Consider the following 22,757-nt stretch of genomic DNA (forward strand, 5'->3'; position numbering starts at 1 on the left):
GAGGTGGGTGGGTGGGATGGCCGGAAGACGGGGCGGCACCGCCACGCTGGTCGCGGCGCTGGTCGTGATCGGCTGGTTGGTCGTCGGCGGGGTGGCCGGGCCGTACGCGGGGAAGTTGGGGGAGGTCTCCACCAACGACAACGCCTCCTTCCTGCCCGCCGAGGCCGAGGCGACCCGGGCGCAGGACCTGACCGCCGAGTTCGCCGACCGGCAGACCACCCCGGCGCTCGTCGTCTACGCGCGGGCCACCGGCATCACCGACGCCGACCGGCAGCGGGCCGCGGCCGACGCCGCCCGGTTCGCCCAGGTCCCCGGCGTCGTCACACCGATCCCGCCGCCCGTGCCCAGCCAGGACGGCCAGGCCCTCCAGGTGGTCGTCCCCATCGACGAGGCCGAGGGGGAGCGGATCGGGCAGGTCATCGACGAACTGCGCGCCATCGCCGGCGACGACCGGGACGGGCTCACCGTGGACGTCGCCGGGCCCGCCGGGCTGCTCGCCGACCTCATCGAGGTCTTCGGCGCCATCGACGGCCCGCTGCTGCTGGTCACCCTCAGCGTGGTGCTGGTCATCCTGCTGGTCGTCTACCGCAGCCCGGTGCTGTGGATCTTCCCGCTGCTCGCCGCCGGCACGTCGTACGCCCTCGCGGCGGTCTTCGTCTATCTCCTCGCCGACCACGACGTGGTCAAGCTCAACGGGCAGGCGCAGGGCATCCTCACCGTCCTCGTCTTCGGCGCGGGCACCGACTACGCGCTGCTGCTCATCGCCCGCTACCGGGAGGAACTGCACCGGCACGGGCGCCCCTGGGACGCCATGCGGGCGGCCTGGCGCGGCGCCGCCCCGGCGATCATCGCCTCCGGCGGCACCGTCATCCTCAGCCTGCTCTGCCTGCTGCTGTCCAGCCTCAACTCCAACCGGGCGCTCGGCCCGATCGCCGCCATCGGCATCGCCGCCACCCTGCTGGTCATGCTGACCTTCCTGCCCGCCCTGCTCGTGCTCGGCGGGCGCTGGGCGTTCTGGCCGCGCCGGCCCGCCGTCGACCAGGCCGACCCGCAGACCGAGCACGGACTGTGGAGCCGCATCGCCGGCTTCGTCGCCCGCCGGGCCCGGGTCGTCTGGCTCGCCACCGCCGCGGTGCTGGCCCTGCTCACCATCGGCCTCACCCAGCTCGGCGTCACCACCCTCGGCCAGACCGACCTGTTCACCCAGCGCACCGACTCCGTCGCCGGCCAGGACGTGATCGCCGCCCACTACCCGGCCGGCACCGGCAGCCCGGCCACCATCTTCACCAACCAGGCCAGCGCCCAGCAGGTCGCCGAGGTGGCCCAGCGGGTGCCCGGCGTCGCCGCCGTCAGCCCCGTCACCCAGGGCAGCCAGGCCGGCCCGCCCGACCCGAACGCCCCGCCGAAGGTGGTCGACGGCCGCGTCGAGTTCGAGGCCACCCTCGCCGACCCGCCCGACAGCAACGGCGCGGAGCGCACCATCCGCGACCTGCGCGAGGCCGTGCACGGCGTACCCGGCTCGGACACGGTCGTCGGCGGGTTCACCGCGATCAACGTGGACACCTCCGACGCGTCCGCCCGCGACCGCAACGTGATCATCCCCGTGGTGCTGCTGGTGATCGCCGTCATCCTGGCCCTGCTGCTGCGCGCCCTGCTCGCCCCGCTGCTGCTCATCGCGACCGTGGTGCTGTCGTTCCTCGCCACCCTCGGGCTGTGCGCGCTGATCTTCCGGCACCTGCTCGACTTCCCCGGCGTCGACCAGTCGTTCCCGCTGTTCGCGTTCGTCTTCCTCGTCGCCCTCGGCATCGACTACAACATCTTCCTGATGAGCCGGGTCCGCGAGGAATCGGTCCACCGGGGCACCCGCCCCGGCGTGCTCGCCGGCCTCGCCGTCACCGGCGGCGTCATCACCTCCGCCGGCATCGTGCTCGCCGCGACGTTCTCCGCACTCGCCGTGCTGCCCCTGGTCGTCCTCGTCGAGCTGGGCGTCGCCGTCGCCGTCGGGGTCCTGCTCGACACCATTGTCGTCCGTTCGCTGCTGGTGCCCGCCCTGTCGTACGACATCGGGGCGCGGATCTGGTGGCCCGGCCGGCTGGGCCGCACGGACCGGGAGGCGCGTCATGCCCGCTGAGCCCGACGTCGTCATCGTCGGCGGCGGCCTCGCCGGCCTCGCCGCGGCCCGCCGGCTGCACCGCGCCGGCGTGTCCTGGCGGCTGCTGGAGGCCGGCGACCGGCTCGGCGGCCGGGTCGCCACCGACACGATCGACGGGTACCTGATCGACCGGGGCTTCCAGGTGCTCAACACCGCGTACCCCCGGCTCGGCACGCTGCTCGACCTGGCCACCCTCGACCTGGGCTGGTTCACCCCCGGGGTGCTGGTCCGGCGCGGCGAGGCCGTCGCCCGGCTGGTCAACCCGCTGCGCGAGCCCGCCGGGGCGGCGGGCACCGCGCTGGCCGACGTCGGCTCGCTGCGCGACCGGCTCCGGTTCGCGGCGCTGGCCACCGGCTGCGCCACCCTGCCGCCCGGCCGGCTGCTCGACGCCCCCGAGACCACCGCCGAGGGGGCGCTGCGCCGCGCCGGCCTCTCCGACGCGATCATCGAGGAACTGCTGCGGCCCTTCCTGTCCGGCGTGCTCGTCGACCGGGCGCTGGAGACCTCCAGCCACGTGCTGGCGATGGTGCTGCGCTCGTTCGCCCGGGGGCGTGTCGGCGTGCCCGCGCAGGGGATGGGTGCGCTGCCCCGGGCGATCGCCGCGCCGCTGCCCGCCGACCTGGTCGAGCTGCGCACGCCCGTCGCCGAGGTCGGCCCTCATCGGGTACGCACGCAGCCCGGCGAGCTGCGCTGCCGCGCCGTGCTCGTCGCCGTCGACCCGCCCACCGCCGGCACGCTGCTGCCGGCCCTCGGCCGGGTACGCATGCACGCCTACACCACCTACTACCACGCCACGGACACCCCGCCCCTGGACGAGCCGATCCTGCTCGTCGACGGCGACCGCCGGGAACTGGTCGCCAACACCGTCGTGCTGAGCCGGGCCGCGCCCACGTACGCGCCCGCCGGGCGGCACCTCGTCGCCACCTCCGTGGTCGGCCCGTCCGCCCCGCCCGAACCGGTCGTCCGCGCAGAGCTGGCCCGCCTCTACGGCCGCCCCACGGCGGACTGGGCGCACCTGACCACGGTCGACGTCCCCGCCGCGCTGCCCGCCGCGCCGCCGCCGCAGGGCCGGCTGCGCAAACCGGTGGCGCTCGGTGGTGGCCTCTTCGTCGCCGGGGACCACCGCGACAGCCCGTCCATCCAGGGCGCGCTGGCCAGCGGCTGGCGTGCCGCCGGGGCCGTGCTGGCCGAGCTGCGCGCCCAGGGCTGAGGCCGTCGCGGACGGCTGCGTGCTGTTATCCTCGCGTTGCCCATCGTGCTGGATCATCGATCGGTTGCCGGTGGGCTAGGCCGTTTCGTGCTGGCCGGTGATCGCCGGGCGGGTTACGATCCGGCGCGGTTGCGGGGCGGTAGCTCAGCGGGTTAGAGCAGGGGACTCATAATCCCTCGGTCACGGGTTCGAGTCCCGTCCGCCCCACCGAAACGGAAGCCGCAGGCCATGGCCGTACTGTGTGCTCAGAGTGGGGGGCTCGTGGGTCAGTTCTGGCCGGGGCTCGCTACGGGCAGCCCTGCTTCCTTGGCGCATTCGAGCAGTCGCCGGTCGTAGGTGACGAAGGCGATGAGTGCCGTTCCGGACTCGTTGGTCAGAAGCTGGGCGGTGGCCAGATGGATGGCGTCGAGGCTGCGCAGGGTCGGCTCATTGAACGCGGCTGCGGTTGCGCGGATCGTGCTGTCGATCTCCAGTCGGAAGAGCCGTCCGACTGCCGCCGGCACGCCGATCAAGGCTTGCGGAGCCGACCGGCGTAACGCTCTGGGCACTTCCACCTCGACGAGCGCGGAGGAGACCAGCGGTACATCGTCGTGAGCGTTGAGCCAGGAGACAAGGTCAGCACTGCATGCCTCCTGCCGAACCAACTTGACGACGGCGGCGGAATCGAGGTAGATCACCAGCGCTCCTCGTCCCGCATCTCTGCGAGCGTGGCGGCTACGTCCACATCCTCGTCACCAAGCCTCGGCGGAAGCGGAACGGGACCGCCGCCGGTCGGGGCGACGGCCCGCCCCGCAGCTACCAGCCTGGCTAGCATCGACCGGTCGTTACCTACTGGGACAAGTCGGGCGATCGGGTGCCCGCGATCGGTGATCTCGACGGTTTCGCCGCCGCTCACCCGAGCCAGCACCTGGCTCGTGTTCTGGTTCAGCTCCCGGACACCGATGCGCTCCATGGGCAAAGTGTAGAACGAGATGTTCTACACTTCCAGCTTTTGGGGGCGTCAGGGCTGTCTCGTTGCCGACCAGATGGGGTCGAAGCGGTCCAGGTCATGGCGACCGGCTGGCGGTTGGGCTGGTCGGGGTCGGGGTCATCGTGCCCGACCCGAGGTCCGTGAGCGGGGTAAGTCCAGTGGGAGGGGGACGTCGGAGATCGTGGCGGTGCGGTTCGTATGGTGGCGCCTCCGGCCCACCGAAACGGAAGCCGCAGGCCATGGCCAATGCCGTACTGCGTACCAAGAGTGGTGGACCGGTTGGGGGTTGGCCGCGCCGTGGTCCCTGCTGGTGGTCACAGGCACGATCCCCGGTCCTCGACGTCGCCGATGATCGCGAACAGCATGCGGCGGAGGGCCTGGACCTGGTCCTGGCCGAACCGGTCGAGCACCGAGGTCTCGACCGCGGCGCAGGCGTCGGCCACCTTCATGCACAGGGCCCGGCCGTCGTCGGTGATCACGGGGATGCGAAGGCGGCGGTCGCCCGGGGCGCCGTGGCGCTCCACGAGGGCTCTGCGTTCGAGGCGATCCAACTGGCTCATGAGGGTGGTCTTGTCCAGCCCCAGCGATTTGCCGAGTTCGCCCTGCGTGAGCCCGGGGGTCTTGACGAGGGCGCTCAGCACGATGTAGTCGCGCAGCCCGAGTCCGTGCGCCTCGGCCACGTCACCGGTCGCCGCGCGCATGCGCTGAGCCGCCCGGTGCAGAAGCCAGGTGATCTCGGAGCCGATGGAAGGGCTTGGACCGATGGGCTCGGGTGCCGGTGGTCGCGGGCTCTGCATGCGGAAACCGTACGTCGTCAGTGGGACCGCGCCGCGGCCTCGGGGGCCAGCAGCGGGATGCCGTCGTAGGAGCCGAGGTCGTGCGCGGGGACGATCCGCATCAGTCCGTCCAGGGCGATCATGCGGAGGAGGTCCTGGCGCAGCCGGCCGCGATCGCTGTCGGCGAGCCTGCTCAGCAGCCGTGGCCGTTCGACCCGCCGGCGGATGCCGTCGATCTGCCAGGTCAGGTCGCCGATGAACGCGTAGCGGAGGCCGGACGGCAGGGTCACGAAGACGATCACGGAGCCGGTCGTGTGGCCGCCCGCGAGGACGACGACCACCGCGCCGTCGCCGTACACGTCGTGGCTCGAGCCGAATCCGAGGTACAGCTCGTCGGTGAACCCGTACTCGTGGATCGGATGGCCCCGGGAGACCTGACGGAAGACCCTTTCCGTCCGGGGCGGCGGCGTACTGCCGCTCGTCGCGGTTCATCCAGATCGGCGTGCCCGGCAGGCCGTCGAGGCCGCTCGTGTGGTCCCAGTGCGAGTGGGTCAGCAGCACCCCCAGCAGGCGGCTGCGGTCGTAGCCGCTGTCGTCGAGTTGCTCGCGCACCGTGCGGCCCACCGCATAGGGGGCGCGCATGAAGCGGGGAAGCATCGCGATGTGCGCCGCGACGCCGGCACCGAAGCCCGCGTCGATCAGCAGGTCCCCTTTCGGGTGCCGTACGAGGACGGCGGACGCGGCGAAGTGGCGCTTGTCGCGGAACGATCCCCCTTTGACGGCGAGGGCGGCACGGGTGTCGTACGTGCCGGTCGGCAGGTGGTGGATGGTCATTTCCGCAGGTGGGCGTGCCTCGGGCAGCGGCTGGTTCCAGGTGGGGGGCTCGGGAAGTGGCGACATGCTGAGATCGTATGAGGCAGGATCGTCTGAGGCAAGACTTTCTGTCATGAGACTATCTTGCGTCAGATGATCTGGTTGGAGGTGGCGATCGTGGCGACGCAGACCATCCAGCGGGCGATCGTCGTCCCACTCCGCGCAACGGCTCGGCGCGGCGGATCGTTGGGGAATGACGTGGGCGCTGTCGTTCGAGAGGTCGTCGTCGTGGTGGCCGTGGCCGCGCTTTCAGCGTGCGGCGCGGTCGCCGGGCCGCCAGCCGACTCGGGGCCGGCTCCACCGGTGACCCGGACAGCCGGAACGCCGGCTGTCGAGTCAGGCTGGACCTCCTGCGCGGTCGACGCGCCCGAAGCTTTCGCTGGCCCATTGACCGAGGCTCTCACCCTGCCCCGTCTCGGCACCGGCTTCGCGGCCACGGCGGCGGTCCTCTGCCGACAGGAGCCGACCCGCCGCCCTGACGGCGGCACGGACCTGGTCCTCACCGAGGGTCGCTCCACCGAGCTGACCGGCCTGCTCGCCGCCCTGCGCCTGCCTGACGGCGGGCCCACCACCGACGCCTGCACCCTGGAACTCCCGTCGGTGCCGAACCTGCTGCTGTTCGACGTGTCAGGCCGGTGGATCCGACCGGGGCTGCCGGTCGACGGCTGCGGCAAGCCCCTCCCCGAGGTCCAGCAGGCGGTCCGGAGCCTACGACTGAGCATCACGTTCCGGACCGTCGTGCGGGAGATCGAGTCGGCCGGGGCGGCCGCCTCGGGCTGCGGGCAGTCCTGGTCGGACATGGTCGCCACCGAAGCCGGCCAGCAGGGCAGCCGGCCGCCTGTCGGTCGGATCGTGCCGCCCTTCCCGCCGACCACACCGCTGCGGCTGTGTGTGTTCCGCGTGCCGACAGGCCAGCAGGGCGGGAGCAAACCCGCCGGGTCGTTCGCGTACGGGCGGTCCCTCCCGCCTTCGGAACGGGAAGCGCTACTGCCTGTGCTGGCCGCGCTGCCTCCGGCCGGACGTTGCGTGGGCGCTGCCGACAGGTTCGCTGTGCTGCGGGCCAGCGACGGCACGGGCGGCGAGCTGTACGTGGAACTCGACCACTGCCGACGTGTCCTGGTCAGCCCGTCGGTCGGCCCACCGACCCTTGCTCAGGCGGACGAACCGCTCCTCGAACTCCTCGCGAGGTAGCGTGCGGCCTGCCGGTGAACCCCGGCTCCCGGGTGTCGGCCGGCACGACGAGCGGCGCTCCGGTGACCGGGTCGGGGACGACCTGGTTCGGCATCCCGAAGACCTCGGTGACGAGCCCGGTGTCGACCGTCGAGGCGGGCGGGCCCTCGGCCACGATCCTGCCGTCGCGCATCGCCACGAGATGGGTCGCGTACCGGGCGGCGTGGTTGAGGTCGTGCAGCACGGCCACCACGGTGCGGCCCCGGGTGACCAGGCGGTGCAGCACGTTGAGCACGTCGATCTGGTGCGCCACGTCCAGGTAGGTGGTGGGCTCGTCGAGCAGGACGAGCGGCGTCTCCTGGGCCAGCACCATGGCGATCCAGGCCCGCTGCCGTTGCCCGCCGGAGAGCTCGTCGACCCGGCGGTCGGCCAGCTCGGTGGTGCCGGTCGCGGCCAGCGCCGACTCGACGGCCTCCTCGTCGGCGTGGGAGAAGCGGCGGAGCACCCGCTGGTGGGCGTAGCGGCCCCGGCCGACCAGTTCCCGCACCGTGATCCCCTCGGGCGCGGTCATGGTCTGCGGCAGCAACGCGAGCCGGCGGGCGCGTTCCTTCGCCGGCAGGCCGCCGAGATCCGACCCGTCGAGCAGGACCCGGCCCGCGGCGGGGCGGAGCAGCCCGGACAGCGCCCGCAGGAGCGTCGACTTGCCGCACGCGTTGGGCCCGATGAGCACCGTGAACGAGCCGTCCGGCACCGCGAACGACAGCTCCTCGCTGACGACCCGCTGGTCGTAGCGGAGGGTGACGTTCTCCGCCCGCAGCCGCGCGTTCAGCTGGTCGACCATCTGGTCCTCCTGATCTCGTGGACGAGCAGCCAGAGCAGGTACCCGCCGCCGAGGGTGACCGTGACCACCCCCACCGGCACGGTCAGCGGGATCACGTGCTGGGCGACCAGGTCGGCGCCGAGCAGCAGCACCGCCCCGACCCCGGCGGTGGCGGCGAGCGGCAGGCCCGGTGCCCGGACGAGCCGGTGGGCGATCTGCGGGGCGGCCAGGGCCACGAAGGAGATCGGGCCGGCGACGGTGGTGACGGCGCTGACCAGGGCGACCGCGATGAGGACGAGGATGGCGCGGCTCCGGTCGACCGCGACCCCGCTGGCGGCGGCGACTTCGTCGCCCAGTGCCAACTGGGCCAGGGCCGCCGCCCACAGCGGGGTGACCGCCAGCAGTGCCAGGACGACCCCGGCGGCGGGCCAGACCACCTCGGCGGTGGCGGTGTTGAGGGAACCGGCACCCCAGGCGGCGGCGAAGAGCGCCGTCTCCAGGTCGGCCCGGAGCAGCAGCCAGGTGTTGGTGGCGGCGAGCATCGAGGAGACGCCGACACCCACGACGATGAACCGGAATCCGGAGAGGCCGTCCCGGTAGGCGAGCAGGTAGATCGCCAGCGCGGCCAGCAGGCCGCCGAGGAGCGAGCCGAGCATCAGCAGGTGCCAGCCGCCTCCCATCAGCAGCAGGGCGACCAGCATTCCGGAGAACGAGCCGTTGGCCAGGCCGATGATGTCCGGGCTGGCCAACGGGTTGCGGGTGATGGTCTGGAAGATCGCCCCGGCGACGCCGAGCGCCGCGCCGAAGGCGACGGCGGCGGCGACGCGGGGCAGCCGCCACTCCAGCACGACGGTGCGGGTCAGCCCGCCGATCCGGCCGCCGAGCACGCCGAGCACCTCGTCGACGCGGAGCGGGAAGTCGCCCAGCCAGAGGCCGACCACCGCCAGCGTCGCGACGACGAGCGCGGCGGCGGCGCAGACGGCGGCCTCGCGTACGCCGACGGCAACGTGCCGGCGGTCGGTGCCGAGCACCAGCCGGCGGCCTCCGGCGGCGCGGCGGACCGGCCGGCTCCCGGCGCTCACAGCGCGGTCGCCCGTCGCCGTCGGGCCAGCGCGATCAGCACCGGTGCGCCCACGAACGCGGTGACGATGCCGACCGGCATCTCGCTGGGCAGCACGGCGATCCGGCCGACCACGTCGGCCAGCAGCACCAGGATCCCGCCGGCCAGCAGGGAACCGGCGAGGATCCGGCGCTGGTCGGTGCCGACGCCCCAGCGCACCAGGTGCGGCACCACCAGCCCGACGAACGAGATGGGGCCGGCGATGGCGCTCGCCCCGCCCGCGAGCAGGGTCACCGCGCCCAGCACGAGCAGCCGGGTCCGGACGAGGCTGACGCCCTGCGCGGCGGCCAGGTCCGGGCCGAGCGCGAGCGCGTTCAGACTGCGGGCCGCGAGCAGGCCGGCGAGCAGCCCGGCCACGATCAGCGGCAGCACCGGCAGCACCACGGCGGTGTCGCGTTCGAGCAGGCTGCCGGCGTTCCAGCCGCGCATCCGGTCGAAGGTGTCGGGGTGGGTGAGGGTGATCCCGGTGGTCAGGCCGGCCAGCACGGCACCGGTCGCCACCCCGGTCACCAGCAGCCGGGTCGGGGTGGCCCGCAGGTCCGCCGCGCCGCCGACGGCGTACACGGCGGTGGCGACCAGGAGCGCGCCGAGCAGGGCGAGCCACATGTAGCCGGCCGGCGAGGTGACCCCGAGGAAGGCGATGCCCACGGCGACGAACGCGGCGGCTCCGGCGTTGACGCCGAGGATGCCCGGTTCGGCGAGCGCGTTGCGGGTGAACGCCTGCATCAGGGCGCCCGCCACCCCGAGCCCGGCGCCGACCAGCAGCCCGGCGAGGGTGCGCGGCAGGCGTTGTCCCCAGACGACGTACTGCGCGGTGTCGCTGCCCGCGCCCCGCAGCGCCGCCCAGACGTCCGCCGGGGGCACCGGGTTCGCGCCCACGAAGACCGACAACACCACCGACCCCAGGAGTACGGCGACCGCCCCGGCCAGCCAGCGCCAGACGGTACGGCGACGCGCGGCACGGCCGGTGGTCGGCGGTGCCGCGCGTGCGGGTGTGGTGGTGGTCAATTCGACGCGGCGAGGATGCGTTCGAGGTCGTCGAGGACGGCCTGTCCACCGACCGTGCCGACCCCGGTGATCCAGAAGGACTGGTCGACCAGGTGCAGGCGGGGGAAGGCGGCGGCGTTGGCGTCGACCGAGGCCGGGATGGTGCTGCGGTCGTTGACGTCGACGGTGGTGACGAAGACGTGGTCGGCCTTGGCCTCCAGCACCCGCTCGGGGGAGATGTCGACCGAGATGGAGTTCTCCCAGTCGCGCTGGGGGGTCTTGAAGCCGACGCACTCCAGCGTGCTGCCGGCGAACGAGGTGGGCCCGTACAGCGTGAGGACGCCGTCGCGCGGCCGGATGAGCTGTGCGGTCTTCCCGGCGGTGCCGAACTTCCCGGCGATCTCCGCGCACCGCTGCTGGTAGCCGGTGAGGAGCTTGTCGGCGGATTCCGCCCCGCCGAGCGTGGTGGCGGTGAACTTGACGTTGTCCTGCCACGGGTCGGCCTGGGACGCCATGAACACGGTCGGGGCGACGGCGGTGAGCTGGTCGTAGAGGGCGGAGTGCCGGGACTCGGTGCCGATGATCAGGTCGGGCTTGAGGGCCGCGATCTTCTGCACGTTGGGTTCCTGGACGGTGCCGACGGTGGTGATGCCGGCGGCCTTGTCGCCGAGGTATTTGGGCACGCCGGCGGCCTCGCTGAGCACGGCCGCGCCGACCGGGGTGATCTCCAGGGCGATGGCGGTGTCGAGCTGGACCGGTTCGAGGACGACGACCCGGGTCGGCTTGTTCGGCACGTCGGTCTTGCCGCGCGCGTGCTCGACGGTTCTGGTGTCACCGACGCCGCCCGCCGGGTCGGAGTCGGCGGAGCCGCAGGCGGCCACGACGAGCGCCGTCGTCGAGGCGACGGCGAGGGCGAGGAGGCGTCGGCGGGCTGTTCGAGGGGTTGTCGAGCGCATGGTGCAGGTTCCCGTCTGGTGACTTATGGTGATGCCAGGGCGGCGGGATTAGGTTAGCGTAACCTAATCTGCTGCCTCCTCGCGGGCCGGGCGATCATGCCAGTACCCCTGCGTGTGAACCCGATCCGGGTCGATGCGCGCCTCGGCGAAGAGGCGGCGCAGGTTCGCGATCCTGCTACTCTCCGTGGCCGCCCAGGCGTAGAAGTCGGTCCCCGCCCCGGCTGCCGCCGCACCGTGCTCGACCAGCCAGTCACCCACCATGGTGGTCAGCACCGTCCCGCCCCGGGCCCCGCTGCGCAACCCGACCTGGACCGAGTGGCCGGCGGTCACGTCGTCGAGGGTGGCGGCGTCCGCCGCGACGCCGGCCTCCAGCAGGACCGTCGCCCGCACTCCCGGCCCGAGGCTGGGCAGGATGCCCCGCACCGCCGGGTACGCGGTCTCGTCCGCCGCGATCAGCACCCGCGTCGCCGGCCCCGGCTCCCACTGCACGCCGTACCCGGGCTGGCCGGACCGGACGTGCGGACCCGACAGCATCAGCCGGTCGCCCGGTCGGGCCCCCGCCGCCCAGCCGCTCGCCGGGCCGTGCGGCTGGTGCAGGTAGAAGTCCAGGTCCAACTCGCCCGCCGCCGGCCGGGTCCGGTACGCGGTGTAGCTGCGCAGCAACGGCCGCTCGCGGTCGGGCGTGGACCGCCACTCGCGCCGCCACCCGTGCTCGGGCAGCCCCGCCCGCAGCCCGGCCGGGTAGTCACCGGTGACCGGCAGCATGATCTTGATGCGCTGGTCGAGCTGGTGCGGGGCCAGCTCCCGCAGTCGTTCGTCGCCGAGCGTGACGCGGACGAACCCGGGCGACAGCCGCCGGGTCGCCGTCACGGTCGTCTCGAACAGGACGTTGGGCGAGTTGCGGAAGGTCGACATGCCGACAAAGGTTAGCCTAACCTGATCGGCTGCCATGGACTTGCCGGGCTGCAGCGACCCGCAGGCCGAGGTCGGGCCCATCGGCGGCAGCCGCGTCAGTGCTGCCTGCCCGGCTCCGCGCCGACCAGGTGACGACGGGCGAGGTCGCGGAAGTCGGCGACGAGCCGGCTGCGGTCGTCGGCGCGGACGGCGACCACGACGTGGCCGGGGGCGACGCCGTCGAGGCGGACGGTCGTCACGTCCGGGCGCAGCCCGCGCGCGCCCGCCGGGACGATCGCCACCGCCTGGCCCGAGGCGACCAGTTCGATCTTGTCCTCGGCGGCGTGGACCAGCGGGCCGTCGGGGGCCGGGCGTCCGTCCGGGCGCGGGTCGATCCGCCAGTACGCGTCCCAGGCGGGGTCCGCCACCCGGGGCAACGGCTCGTCGGCGATGTCGTCGAGGGCGACGGACTCCTTCCCGGCCAGCCGGTGATCGAGGGCCACGGCGAGCACCCGCGGCTCGGCGTAGAGGACCGTCACGGCCAGGCCCTCGGCGGCCAGGGGAGGCGGCTCACCACGGCGTCGACGCGGCGGTCGAGCAGCGCCTCGCGGCACTGCCGCCAGTCCAGGTGCTGGGTGCTCACCTCACAGTCCGGGTGCCGGCGCCGCAACTGCCGCACCGCGGGGGTGACGAACAGGCCCGAGGTCCAGCCGACGACGATCCGCCGCGGGCGCGCGGCGGCCCGCGCCTCGGTGGTGGCCTGCGCCGCCGCCCGCAGCAGCTCCCTCGCCCGGGGCAGGAACGCCTCGCCGGCCCCGGTGAGCCGGCTGCCCTGCGGCGTGCGGTCCAACAGCCGTGCCCCGAGCTGCCGCTCCAGGCGGCGGATCTGCCGGCTCAGCGAGGGCTGGGTGAGGTGCAGCTCCTCGGCGGCCCGCCCGAACCGCTGGTGCGCGGCGACGACGGTGAAGTAGCGCACCAGGCGCAGGTCGAGGTCGGCGGCCGACGGTGGATCGGGCATGGCTCCACCGTAGGCCGGCACCGTTAGCTCCGGTGATGCCCGCCGCGTATGGCGTCGTACGAAACAGGCTTTGGACCTCCGCAGGTGTGGCCCGGCACCGTGGTGGGCGTCGGCCCGGCGGCGCGCCGGGCCCTGCCCCGAGGAGACCCCATGCGTGTGTTCGTCACCGGCGCGACCGGCTTCGTCGGTGCCGCCGTCGTCCGCGATCTGCTGGACGCCGGCCACCAGGTCGTCGGCCTGGCCCGCTCGGACTCCTCGGCCGCCGCCCTGGCCGCCGCCGGCGCGGAGGCGCACCGCGGCTCGCTGGAGGACCTGGCCGGCCTCCGGGCCGCCGCCAGCGCCGCCGACGGCGTCGTGCACACCGCGTTCGTCCACGACTTCACCGACTTCGCCGCCGCCGTGCGCACCGACCTGCGGGCCGTCGAGGCGTTGGGCGAGGCCCTGGTCGGCTCCGGCAGGCCGCTGGTCGTCACGTCCGGCACGACGCTGCTCACCCCCGGCCGGGTCAGCACCGAGGACGACGCCGCCGGCCCGGACTTCCCCCGGGGCCGCGCCGAGGAGGCCACGCTCGGGCTCGCCGGGCGGGGCGTGCGGGCGGTGGTGCTGCGGCTGCCGCCGAGCGTGCACGGCGCGGGCGACACGCGCGGCTTCCTGCCCCGGCTGGTCGGCATCGCCCGGGACAGGGGCTTCTCGGCGTACGTCGCCGACGGCGCGACCCGGTGGGCGGCGGTGCACCGGCTGGATGCCGCCCGCCTGTTCCGCCTCGCGCTGGAGGGCGCGCCGGCCGGCAGCCGGCTGCACGGGGTGGCCGACGAGGCGGTGCCCTTCCGCGCCATCGCCGAGGTCATCGGCCGCCAGCTCGACGTGCCCGTCACCTCGATCGCCGCCGGGCAGGCGGACGAGCACTTCGGCTTCCTCGGCGCCCTCGCCGGGAACGACACGGCGGCCACCAGCGCGCAGACCCGCACGCTGCTCGACTGGCAGCCGACGCATCCCACGCTGCTCGACGACCTCGACGCCGGGCACTACCTCACCTCCTGACGCCCGCCGGTGCACGCCGAGCCGGAACCCCCGACCGCCACGACACGAGACGAGCACGCCCATGGAGATCATCGACGCCCACCTGCACCTGCCCCGCACCCAGCGGCCCTGGGACCACGGCGACGAGTCGTTCCTGGACCTGCAGGGCGAGTTGCTGGTCGCCCAACTGGACGCCGCCGGGGTCGACGTGGCCGTTCTGGTCAGCCACCCGCTGTTCGCCCAAGGGTGGGGTGTGAAGCGGCCGTGGCGCGGCATCCCGACCGGCTCGCCGCGGTGCTGCAGTTGGACGAGACCGCCCGGGACGTCGCCGAGCAGGTGGCGCGGCTCAGGACGAGGCCGGGGATCCTGGGCCTGCGGGTGACGACCACCTGGCCGCCCGGCAACAGCGGGCGTCTCCGCGCGGGCGCGTACGAGACCCTGCTGGCCGCCGCCGAACGCCACCGGGTCCCGGTGTGCCTGCTCGCCACCGGTGACCTTCCCGGCGTGGCGGTCATCGCGCGTGCCCACCCGGCACTGCCGCTGGTCGTCGACCACCTCGGGCTGGCGCAGCCGCCCTACCAGACGCCGGACGACCCGGCCTGGCGCGACCTCGCGCACCTGCTGGCGCTCGCCGAGTTCCCGAATGTCTCGGTCAAGCTCTCGGGCGCACCGACCCTCTCGGCCGCTCCCTACCCGTATCCGGACGTCTGGCCCCACCTGCGGCAGGTGCTCGACGCGTTCGGCGTCGACCGCTGCATGTGGGCCACCGACCAGCACCGCGTCTCCGGACGCCTGCCGGGCCTCGATCCGCTGCCCAGGCACCCCGGCTACCACTCGTACGCCCAGGCCCTGCACTACCTGCTCGACCGGCTCGACCTCTCCCCGGCCGAACAGGCCGCGTTGTTCGGCGGCACGGCCCGCCGGGTCCTGGGCGTGCCCTGATCGCTCACGCGCGGCCCGGTGCAGGAAATGATGTTTGCGGTCACGATCCGCCCCGGGTAGCGTCACCGATCGTGAACACCGGACCGGCATCTCGCCACGCACGGATCGGCGATCCGGTGGAGGGCTGACCGCACGGCGGGTGCCGGCAGGGCACCCTCCAGGCTCGGCACGTGGACCTCCCGGCGGCCTGCGCACCGCAGGTCCCCATCCGTGTCGAGCACCACGAGGTCAGTCGCATGACAGTCACGTTCAACCACACCATCATCGCCGCCCGGGACCGCGAGGAGTCGGCGCGGTTCTTCCGCCAGTTGTTGGAACTGCCGGAAGCGCCGTCCTGGGGCGTGTTCACCAACATCCAGCTCACCGACGGCGTGCTGCTCCAGTTCGCCGAGCCGCCGGTGGAGATCCAGATGCAGCACTACGCGTTCCTGGTCGACGACGACCTGTTCGACCGGGCGTACCGACGGCTGTGCGAGCAGGGCATCGAGCACTGGGCCGATCCGCAGATGCGCCGTCCCGGCGAGACCAACACCGAGCACGGTGGCCGGGGGGTCTACTTCAAGGACCCGGCGGGCCACGCGATCGAGCTGATCACCCGCCCGTACCTGTAACGGACGGGGTCCCTGGCCGGGCGCCCGGAGCGCGGTGCCTGGCCAGGGCGCCAGGGCGGCGACGCCGCCGGATAGCCTACTAATCAGACCGGATATACCGGTGAAGTATGTTGCATGGGCCACTCTTGCTGGTCAGGGGCCTGTGGTCGCACGTAGGTTCCCCTCGTGACCGGCGCCGTCGTACCCCTGACGAGCTGCGCGTACGTCGACAACTGCGACGTCGCCAGCGCGCTGTGTCGCGGCCTGCGGCCCCGCCGCCGGGGCTGACCCGCCACCCGGGCCGGCCGGCCCCCACAGTCGAGGGCCCCGGCCCGCCCGGTCGACCCCCGCGGTCCCATCCGGCCCGCCCCGGTCGCCCCTCGCCACCGAAACGCCCCTGCGCGCCCGCGCGGAACCGGGGCGCGCACCCCTGACACCCCACCGGAGACGATCCACCATGCCCACGTTCCCCCGCCGCAGACTGCTGGCCCTGACGGCCGCCGCCGTCGTCGTAGCCGCCGCCGGCTGCGCCGACAGCGACAGCACCCCGACCTCGGCCGACCGTGCCCTTCGCAAGATCCAGGTCGCGCTCGACTGGACCCCGAACACCAACCACACCGGCTTGTACGTGGCCAAGGCCAAGGGCTTCTTCGCCGCGCACGGCCTCGACGTGGAGATCGTGCAGCCCGGCGACGCCGACGCCTCCTCGCTGGTCGCCGCCGACAAGATCCCGTTCGCCATCGGCTACCAGGAGGCGGTGACCCAGGCCCGCGCCCAGGGCGCGCCGCTGGTGTCGATCGCCGCGATCGTGCAACACAACACCTCCGGGTTCGCCTCGCCCAAGGACCGCGACCTCACCCGCCCCGCCCAGTACGTCGGCAAGACCTACGGCGGCTTCGGCGGCCCGCTCGAGGAGCCGCTGCTGCGTACCATCGTTGCGGCCGACGGCGGTGACCCGAGCCGGATCAAGACGGTCAACGTCGGCGACGCCGACTTCTTCGCGGCGACGAAGAAGGGCATCGACTTCGAGTGGATCTTCTACGGCTGGACCGGCATCGAGGCCGAGCTGCGCGGCGAACCGGTGAACATCCAGTACGTCCGCGACTACGATCCGGCACTGGACTTCTACACCCCGATCCTGATCACCAACGAGAAGCGGATCGCCGGTGACCCGGAACTGGTGAAGGCATTCACCGCCGGCGCCTCCGAGGGCTACACGTACGCGGCGAAGAACGCGGCCGAGTCCGCGCAGATCCTCCTCGACGCCGCCCCGGAACTCGACGCCGACCTGGTCAAGCGCAGCCAGGAGTGGCTCAGCCCGCGCTACCAGGACGACGCCCCCCGCTGGGGCGAGCAGAAGAAGGACGTCTGGACCAACTTCGCGGCCTGGCTGCTCGCACAGAAGGTGCTCGCCACCGAGGTCGACGCGACGAAGGCGTACACCAACGACTTCCTGCCGGCCGGATCATGACCGTGGCCCTGCGACGATGGGCGCCACCGGTGGCGACGCTGGTGGCGCTCGTCGGGGCCTGGCAGCTCTACACCACGCTCTCCGGCATCGACCCGTGGCTGCTGCCCAGCCCCGCCGACCTGTTCGCCGCCGCCGCCGAGCAGCGCACCGCGCTGACCGCGCACACCCTCGCCACCGCGCGGCTGACCCTGCTCGGCTTCGCCGCCGGGGCGGCCACCGGCCTGCTGGTCGCCGTGGTCCTGCACCTGGTGCCGGTGCTGCGGGCCGCGGTGTACCCCCTGCTGGTGGTCAGCCAGAACGTGCCGATCATCGCCATCGCGCCGCTGCTGGTGGTCTGGTTGGGCTTCGGCATCGCCCCGAAGCTCGTGGTGATCGTGCTGGTCTGCTTCTTCCCGGTCGCCGTGGCGACCCTCGACGGGCTGCGCCGGGGCGACCCGGTGATCGCCGACTACCTGCTGATGAGCGGGGCCAACCGGCGGCAGATGTTCACCGCCTTCCAATGGCCCGCCGCGCTGCCGACGATGTTCTCCGGGCTGAAGATCGCCGCCACGTACAGCGTCTTCGGCGCGGTCATCTCCGAGTGGATCGGCAGCGACCAGGGCATCGGCCGCTACATGATCGTGCAGAAGTCGGCGTTCCGCGCCGACCGGATGTTCGTCGCCATCGCCGTCGTCGTCGTCCTGGCGCTGCTCGTCTTCGGGCTGGTCGCGCTCGGCGAACGCCTCGCCGTCCGGGGCCGGCCGACTGCGGGGGAGCGGCCGTGACCGGGTACGCCCTGGAGATCACCGACCTGTCCCACCATTACGGCGACCTCTCCGTCCTGCGGGAGGTGAGCCTGCGGGTACGCCGCGGCGAGTTCGTCTCCGTCGTCGGCCCGTCCGGCAGCGGCAAGAGCACCCTGTTCCACCTGATCGGCGGCCTGGTCACCGCCGAGTCGGGGACGATCCGCGTCGATGGGCAGCCCACCGCCGGCCGGCGGGGACTGGTCGGCTACATGCCGCAGCAGCCCGCCCTGCTGCCCTGGCGCACCGTCGAGGACAACGTGGTGCTCGCCCGGGAACTCGCCGGGGCGTCCCGGCGGGCCACCCGCGCCGTCGCCCGCCGGTGGCTCGACCGGGTCGGCCTGGGCGGGTTCGCCCGCGGGTACCCGCACCAGCTCTCCGGCGGCATGCAGCAGCGGGTGGCGTTCCTGCGGGCGCTGCTCTCCGGGCACGACCTGATCTGTCTGGACGAGCCGTTCAGCGCGCTCGACGCGATGCTGCGCGCCGAGATGCACCGGTGGCTGCTCGACCTGTGGGAGACCGAGCGCCGCTCGATCCTCTTCGTCACCCACAGCATCGAGGAGGCGCTGCTGCTCTCCGACACCGTCTACGTGCTCACCCGCCGGCCGGCCACGGTCACCGCGCGGGTGGACGTGCCCTTCCCCCGGCCCCGCCGCGACGAGGTCGTCGACGACCCGGAGTTCGTGCGGCTGCGCCGCCGACTGACCGAACTGCTGCGAAAGGAGGCGTCATGACCCGCACCCGACAGGGCGGCGTGGCGACCCGCACCCACCTGCGCGTGATGTTGGAGTACTTCCACCCGTGGCCCAACGCCGCCGGCCTCTACGTGGCCAGCAGCGCCGGCTGGTACCGGGAGGCGGGGCTCGATGTCGAGCTGACCGTCTTCGACGCGCTGCGCGGCGACACCCTGGAGCACCTGCGCCGGGGGGAGGTGCACCTCGGCGTCTTCCCCACCAACCGGCTGCTGGTCCGTCGCGCCGCCGGCCAACCGCTGCACGCCGTCGCCGCGATCAACCACCGGGGCATGGAGACCATCCAGACGGTCACCGGGCGCGGCATCGCCCGCCCCCGTGACCTGGTCGGCAAGCGGCTCGCGCTCAACCCGACCCCGCGCGGGGTGGCCATGGTCCGCCACCTCGTCGCCGCCGACGGCGGCGACCCGGACGGCGTCGAACTGGTCGACAGCGGATACCGCGAGCTGAGCGTCGACGACATCGCCGCCGGCCACGTCGACGCCACCTTCGGCGGCTACTGGGCGTGGGACGCGCTGATGGCGGACCTGCCCGGCGAGCGGCGCGTCGTCTGGCCGGTCGACGAGATCGGCGCGCCCCCGTACCACAGCTATCTGCTCGGCACCGGTCCCGCGCTGGACGGCCGCGACGACCTGCTCGCCACCTTCCTGGAGGTGACCGCGCGGGGCTACCGGGCGGCCACCGACGACCCGGAGCAGACCCTCGCGGTGCTCGACCGGGTGATCCCCTACTTTCCGCGCGCCCTGCTGGCCCGCTCCCTGGAGCTGATCGCGCCGACGTGGTGGCACGAGGGTCGCTGGGGGACGGTGCGCGCCGAGCTGATGGAGCCGTACACCGGCTGGTTGGCGGCCAACGGCATCCTGCCCGCCGGGTTCGACTGGCGCGACGCGTACCGGCCGGTGGGTCCGGTGGGGGTGCCGCGGTGAGCGTCCTGGTGTCGGCGGCGGAACTGCGGGAACGCCTGGCGACCCTACCCCGGCCGGTGGTGCTCGACGCCACCGTCGAGCTGCCCGCCGCCGCCCACGACGGTGACCACCGGGCCGCCTCCGGCCACGCCGGCTGGCTCCGGGAGCACCTTCCCGGCTCCCGGCACGCCGACCTGCTCGTCGAGCTGAGCGACCCGGCGGCGCCGTACCACTTCGCCCGGCCCACACCGGCGGCGCTGGCCGCCGCGCTGGCCCGGCTCGGCGTCGTCGACGGCGTACCGGTGGTGGTCTACGACACCGCAGGCGGCATCTGGGCGGCCCGGCTGTGGTGGCTGCTCGACTGGATCGGCGTGCCGGCACAGGTGCTCGACGGCGGCCTGGCGGTCTGGCGGGCCGCCGGCCATCCGGTGGCCACCGGCGCGGACGGGCCCGACGCCGGTGCCGCCGTCCCCGCCGCCGGGCGGCTCACGCCCCGGGTCCGGTCGGGCCGCTGGGTCGAGCGCGACGACCTGCGACGCTGGCTGGCCGGCGACGCCGACGCCACGGTGGTCTGCGCGCTCGGCGCGGACGCCTACCGGGGCGACGTGCCGACCCGCTACACCCGGCGCGGCCACCTCCCCGGCAGCGGCAACCTGCCGGCCCGCGCGCTGGTCGGCCCCGATGGCCGCTACCTGCCCGGACCCGAGCTGCGCGCCGCGCTCGGCGACCTGCTGGCCGACCCCCGGCCGGTCTGGCTCTACTGCGGCGGCGGCATCTCCGCCGCCGCCCTGGGCGTCGCGCTGGCGGCGGCCGGCCGCGCCGACGTCGCCCTCTACGACGGCTCCCTCGAAGAGTGGTCCGCCGACCCGGCCCTGCCGCTGACCCGGGGCGACGAGCCGGCCGCCCGGCTCGACCCGGACACCCGCGCGCTGCTCGACCGACCCGAGTTCGCGGTGCTGTCCACCACCGAACCGGACGGTCGCGCGCAGCTGTCCGTCATGTGGGTCGGCCGCGACGGCGACCACCTCGTCATGGCCACCAAGGACGGCCGGCGCAAGGTCCGCAACATCCGCCGCGATCCCCGGGTCACCGTCCTGGTCTACGACCGGGCCCGGCCCACCCGCTACGTCGAGATCCGGGGCCGCGCCACCGTCACCGACGAGGACGCCCACGCCCTCATCGACGAGCTGGCCCGCAGCTACACCGGTGCCGCCCACGTCACCGGCACGCCGGAGCAGGAAGCCGGCCGGGTGGTCCTGCGGATCACCCCCGACCGGGTACGGCGGCACTCGTGACCGCCGCCGACCAGGTCGCCGCCTGGGCCCGGGGCCGGCCGCCGCGCGCCGGACGCACCCGGGTGCTCGCCGTCGAGGGCCGATCCGGGGCGGGCAAGAGCGACCTCGCCACCGCCGTCGCCGACCGGCTCGGGGCGGAGCTGCTGCGGCTGGACGACCTCTACCCGGGCTGGGACGGGCTGCTCGCCGGCGTGACGGCGGCCCACGACTGGGTGTTGGAGCCGTTGTCGCGCGACGCGCCCGCCCGCTGGCGGCGCTGGGACTGGGCGACCGGCCGGTACGCCGAGTGGCACCCGGTCGGCGACCGGGACTGGCTGGTCGTCGAGGGGGTGGGCAGCGGCGCGCGGCAGCTGGCCCCGTACCTGAGCGGGGTGGTCTGGGTCGACGCCCCCACCGCGCTGCGCCGGGCCCGCGCGCTGGCCCGCGACGGCGACACCTACGCCCCGCACTGGTCCCGCTGGGCGGCCCAGGAGGACGCCTACTACGCGGCCGACGACGTGCGCGGCCGGGCCGACCTCGTCGTCGACACCTCCCCGGGCCGGGTCGTCGACACCTCCCCGGGCTCCATCATCGGCACCTCGTCCGAAAGGGCATCAGCATGACCGAGCGACGGATCCGACTCAACGGGCTGCGCCAGTCCACGGTGGGCCACACCGCGATCGGGCTGTGGCGGCACCCGGACAGCCAGGCGCATCGCTACCGCGACCTCGACTACTGGCTCGACACCGCGCGGATCCTGGAGCGGGGGCGGTTCGACGCGCTCTTCGTCGCCGACGCGCTCGGCCCGCTCGACGTCTACCAGGGGCGCGTCGACGCGGCGCTGCGCGACGGCATCCAGACCCCCACCGACGACCCGCTGCTGGCGATCAGTGCGATGGCCGCCGTCACCCGGCACCTCGGCTTCGCGGTCACCGTCTCCACCACCTACGAGCAACCGTACGCGTTCGCCCGGAAGATGACCACCCTCGACCACCTGACCGGCGGTCGGATCGGCTGGAACATCGTGACGTCCGCGCTGGACAGCGCCGCCCGCAACCTCGGCCTGGTCACCCAGCTGCCGCACGACGAGCGGTACGCGATGGCCGAGGAGTTCATGGAGGCGGTCTACCGGCTGTGGGAGTCGAGCTGGGCCGACGACGCGGTGGTCCGCGACGCCGCGTCGGGAATCTTCGTCGACCCGGCGAGGGTGCGCCCCGTCGGCCACGAGGGCACCTGGTACCGGGTGCCGGACATCGCCCTGGCCGAACCGGGCGTGCAGCGCACCCCCGTGCTCTACCAGGCGGGCACCTCCCCGGCGGGGCGGGCGTTCGCCGGGCGGCACGCCGAAGGGGTGTTCCTCTCGGCGTACCTGCCGTCGATGGCCCGGCGGCTGGTGTCCGGGGTGCGCGAGCAGGCCGTGGCGGCCGGCAGGGACCCGGCGTCGGTGCGGTTCTTCGCCATCGCCACCGTGATCGTCGCCGACACCGACGACGAGGCCCGCGCCAAGCTCGCCGACTACCAGCGGTACGCCAGCGTGGAGGGGGCGCTGGCGCGGTGGAGCGCGCTGATGCACATCGACCTGTCCGCGCTGGACCTGGACCGGCCCCTGGAGTACGTCGACACCGACGGCATCCGGGGCATGGTGGAGCTGTTCACCACCCTGGACCCGAGCCGCACCTGGACGCCCCGGGCGATCGCGGAGTTCGTCGGGGTGGGCGGCGGCGGCCCGGTCATCGTCGGCAGCCCGGCGACCGTCGCCGACGAGCTGGAACGCTGGATGGACGAGGCCGACATCGACGGTTTCAACATCGCCGACCCGGTCCCGCCGGTGACCTTCCGCGACTTCGTCGACCTGGTCGTGCCCGAGTTGCAGCGCCGGGGCAGGGTGTGGCGCGAGTACGCCGGCGACACCCTGCGGGAGAGCTTCCACGGCCCCGGGGTGACCCGGGTGCGCGACGACCATCCGGCGGCCACCCACCGCTGGACGACCGCCTGAGCCGTCCCGCCCCCTGCGCGGTTCCATGGCCTCTGCCGAACGGCTGAGCCGGCGGGGGATTCTCCGTCCCCGGAGGGAG

At 73.8% G+C, this 22,757-nt stretch carries 25 protein-coding genes, 1 tRNA gene and 1 pseudogene; 15 read left to right on the forward strand and 12 right to left on the reverse strand.

Going from position 1 to position 22,757, the window contains the following annotated elements:
• Positions 1-16 precede the first annotated feature (16 nt).
• From TK50_RS22285 to TK50_RS22295, 3 genes are all read left to right on the forward strand, one after another.
• On the forward strand, positions 17-2,131 hold the full coding sequence (locus TK50_RS22285) for an MMPL family transporter (protein WP_043966848.1): 2,115 nt from the start codon (positions 17-19) through the stop codon (positions 2,129-2,131).
• Positions 2,121-3,362 (forward strand): NAD(P)/FAD-dependent oxidoreductase, encoded by a 1,242-nt coding sequence (locus TK50_RS22290; RefSeq protein WP_043966850.1) that lies wholly within the window; start codon positions 2,121-2,123, stop codon positions 3,360-3,362. Before TK50_RS22285 ends, TK50_RS22290 begins: the two co-directional genes overlap by 11 nt.
• Positions 3,363-3,495: 133 nt before the next feature.
• Positions 3,496-3,569, forward strand: a tRNA-Ile gene (locus TK50_RS22295).
• 59 nt (positions 3,570-3,628) lie between these two features.
• Here the strand turns inward: TK50_RS22295 and TK50_RS22300 are convergent.
• The 5 genes and pseudogenes from TK50_RS22300 to TK50_RS35740 form a co-directional block, all read right to left on the reverse strand.
• Positions 3,629-4,039 (reverse strand): type II toxin-antitoxin system VapC family toxin, encoded by a 411-nt coding sequence (locus TK50_RS22300; RefSeq protein ID WP_043966852.1) that lies wholly within the window; start codon positions 4,037-4,039, stop codon positions 3,629-3,631.
• Positions 4,036-4,314, reverse strand: a complete 279-nt coding sequence (locus tag TK50_RS22305) for a type II toxin-antitoxin system Phd/YefM family antitoxin (protein ID WP_043966854.1) — start codon at positions 4,312-4,314, stop codon at positions 4,036-4,038. The genes TK50_RS22300 and TK50_RS22305 overlap by 4 nt, the downstream gene beginning before the upstream one ends.
• Positions 4,315-4,646: 332 nt before the next feature.
• Positions 4,647-5,129 (reverse strand): MarR family winged helix-turn-helix transcriptional regulator, encoded by a 483-nt coding sequence (locus TK50_RS35035; RefSeq protein ID WP_043966856.1) that lies wholly within the window; start codon positions 5,127-5,129, stop codon positions 4,647-4,649.
• Positions 5,130-5,146: 17 nt separating this feature from the next.
• Positions 5,147-5,467: an MBL fold metallo-hydrolase gene (locus TK50_RS35040; protein ID WP_241774090.1), complete on the reverse strand. Its 321-nt coding sequence runs from the start codon at positions 5,465-5,467 to the stop codon at positions 5,147-5,149.
• A 199-nt stretch (positions 5,468-5,666) separates the two neighbouring features.
• Positions 5,667-6,056, reverse strand: a pseudogene (locus TK50_RS35740) (MBL fold metallo-hydrolase); the annotation flags it as partial.
• An 18-nt stretch (positions 6,057-6,074) separates the two neighbouring features.
• Here TK50_RS35740 and TK50_RS22320 point away from each other — a divergent pair.
• Entirely contained in the window at positions 6,075-7,172 is a 1,098-nt protein-coding gene (locus TK50_RS22320) for a hypothetical protein (protein ID WP_043966859.1), read from the forward strand.
• Here TK50_RS22320 and TK50_RS22325 read toward each other — a convergent pair.
• The 7 genes from TK50_RS22325 to TK50_RS34525 form a co-directional block, all read right to left on the reverse strand.
• Positions 7,102-7,980 carry an ABC transporter ATP-binding protein gene (locus TK50_RS22325; RefSeq protein ID WP_199486189.1) on the reverse strand — a complete coding sequence of 293 codons (879 nt, stop codon included), beginning with the start codon at positions 7,978-7,980 and terminating at the stop codon, positions 7,102-7,104. The genes TK50_RS22320 and TK50_RS22325 overlap by 71 nt on opposite strands.
• Complete coding sequence (locus TK50_RS22330; protein WP_043966861.1) at positions 7,977-9,053, reverse strand: FecCD family ABC transporter permease; 1,077 nt, start codon at positions 9,051-9,053, stop codon at positions 7,977-7,979. The genes TK50_RS22325 and TK50_RS22330 overlap by 4 nt, the downstream gene beginning before the upstream one ends.
• Positions 9,050-10,099 (reverse strand): FecCD family ABC transporter permease, encoded by a 1,050-nt coding sequence (locus tag TK50_RS22335; RefSeq protein WP_082106507.1) that lies wholly within the window; start codon positions 10,097-10,099, stop codon positions 9,050-9,052. Before TK50_RS22335 ends, TK50_RS22330 begins: the two co-directional genes overlap by 4 nt.
• Positions 10,096-11,034, reverse strand: a complete 939-nt coding sequence (locus tag TK50_RS22340; RefSeq protein WP_043966863.1) for an ABC transporter substrate-binding protein — start codon at positions 11,032-11,034, stop codon at positions 10,096-10,098. The genes TK50_RS22335 and TK50_RS22340 overlap by 4 nt, the downstream gene beginning before the upstream one ends.
• 63 nt (positions 11,035-11,097) lie before the next feature.
• Positions 11,098-11,949: a siderophore-interacting protein gene (locus TK50_RS22345; protein ID WP_043966866.1), complete on the reverse strand. Its 852-nt coding sequence runs from the start codon at positions 11,947-11,949 to the stop codon at positions 11,098-11,100.
• Positions 11,950-12,044: 95 nt separating this feature from the next.
• Complete coding sequence (locus TK50_RS34520) at positions 12,045-12,467, reverse strand: LysR substrate-binding domain-containing protein (RefSeq protein ID WP_199486124.1); 423 nt, start codon at positions 12,465-12,467, stop codon at positions 12,045-12,047.
• A complete protein-coding gene (locus TK50_RS34525) occupies positions 12,464-12,946 on the reverse strand; it encodes a LysR family transcriptional regulator (protein ID WP_199486125.1) in 483 nt (160 codons plus the stop codon). Before TK50_RS34525 ends, TK50_RS34520 begins: the two co-directional genes overlap by 4 nt.
• 150 nt (positions 12,947-13,096) lie before the next feature.
• Between TK50_RS34525 and TK50_RS22355 the strand changes: the two genes are divergently transcribed.
• From TK50_RS22355 to TK50_RS22400, 11 genes are all read left to right on the forward strand, one after another.
• Entirely contained in the window at positions 13,097-13,987 is an 891-nt protein-coding gene (locus tag TK50_RS22355; protein WP_043966868.1) for an SDR family oxidoreductase, read from the forward strand.
• Between the two features lie 61 nt (positions 13,988-14,048).
• The gene (locus TK50_RS35790; RefSeq protein WP_158499188.1) at positions 14,049-14,348 is read left to right on the forward strand and encodes a hypothetical protein; all 300 of its coding nucleotides are present in this window, start codon (positions 14,049-14,051) and stop codon (positions 14,346-14,348) included.
• Positions 14,270-14,908, forward strand: a complete 639-nt coding sequence (locus TK50_RS22360) for an amidohydrolase family protein (protein ID WP_241774091.1) — start codon at positions 14,270-14,272, stop codon at positions 14,906-14,908. Before TK50_RS35790 ends, TK50_RS22360 begins: the two co-directional genes overlap by 79 nt.
• Positions 14,909-15,144: 236 nt before the next feature.
• Positions 15,145-15,519 carry a VOC family protein gene (locus TK50_RS22365; RefSeq protein WP_043966872.1) on the forward strand — a complete coding sequence of 125 codons (375 nt, stop codon included), beginning with the start codon at positions 15,145-15,147 and terminating at the stop codon, positions 15,517-15,519.
• 436 nt (positions 15,520-15,955) lie between these two features.
• Positions 15,956-16,969: an ABC transporter substrate-binding protein gene (locus TK50_RS22370; RefSeq protein ID WP_043966874.1), complete on the forward strand. Its 1,014-nt coding sequence runs from the start codon at positions 15,956-15,958 to the stop codon at positions 16,967-16,969.
• 2 nt (positions 16,970-16,971) lie between these two features.
• Complete coding sequence (locus tag TK50_RS22375; RefSeq protein WP_199486126.1) at positions 16,972-17,733, forward strand: ABC transporter permease; 762 nt, start codon at positions 16,972-16,974, stop codon at positions 17,731-17,733.
• On the forward strand, positions 17,730-18,485 hold the full coding sequence (locus tag TK50_RS22380; RefSeq protein WP_043966876.1) for an ABC transporter ATP-binding protein: 756 nt from the start codon (positions 17,730-17,732) through the stop codon (positions 18,483-18,485). The genes TK50_RS22375 and TK50_RS22380 overlap by 4 nt, the downstream gene beginning before the upstream one ends.
• A complete protein-coding gene (locus TK50_RS22385) occupies positions 18,482-19,429 on the forward strand; it encodes an ABC transporter substrate-binding protein (protein WP_043966877.1) in 948 nt (315 codons plus the stop codon). The genes TK50_RS22380 and TK50_RS22385 overlap by 4 nt, the downstream gene beginning before the upstream one ends.
• On the forward strand, positions 19,426-20,703 hold the full coding sequence (locus tag TK50_RS22390; protein ID WP_063838616.1) for a TIGR03618 family F420-dependent PPOX class oxidoreductase: 1,278 nt from the start codon (positions 19,426-19,428) through the stop codon (positions 20,701-20,703). Before TK50_RS22385 ends, TK50_RS22390 begins: the two co-directional genes overlap by 4 nt.
• Complete coding sequence (locus tag TK50_RS22395; protein ID WP_043966879.1) at positions 20,700-21,305, forward strand: nucleoside/nucleotide kinase family protein; 606 nt, start codon at positions 20,700-20,702, stop codon at positions 21,303-21,305. Before TK50_RS22390 ends, TK50_RS22395 begins: the two co-directional genes overlap by 4 nt.
• Positions 21,302-22,678, forward strand: a complete 1,377-nt coding sequence (locus TK50_RS22400) for an LLM class flavin-dependent oxidoreductase (RefSeq protein ID WP_043966881.1) — start codon at positions 21,302-21,304, stop codon at positions 22,676-22,678. The genes TK50_RS22395 and TK50_RS22400 overlap by 4 nt, the downstream gene beginning before the upstream one ends.
• Positions 22,679-22,757 lie beyond the last annotated feature (79 nt).

Origin of the sequence: Micromonospora haikouensis (assembly GCF_000876225.1) — a bacterium.
In the GTDB taxonomy this organism is placed as follows: Bacteria; Actinomycetota; Actinomycetes; order Mycobacteriales; family Micromonosporaceae; genus Micromonospora; species Micromonospora haikouensis.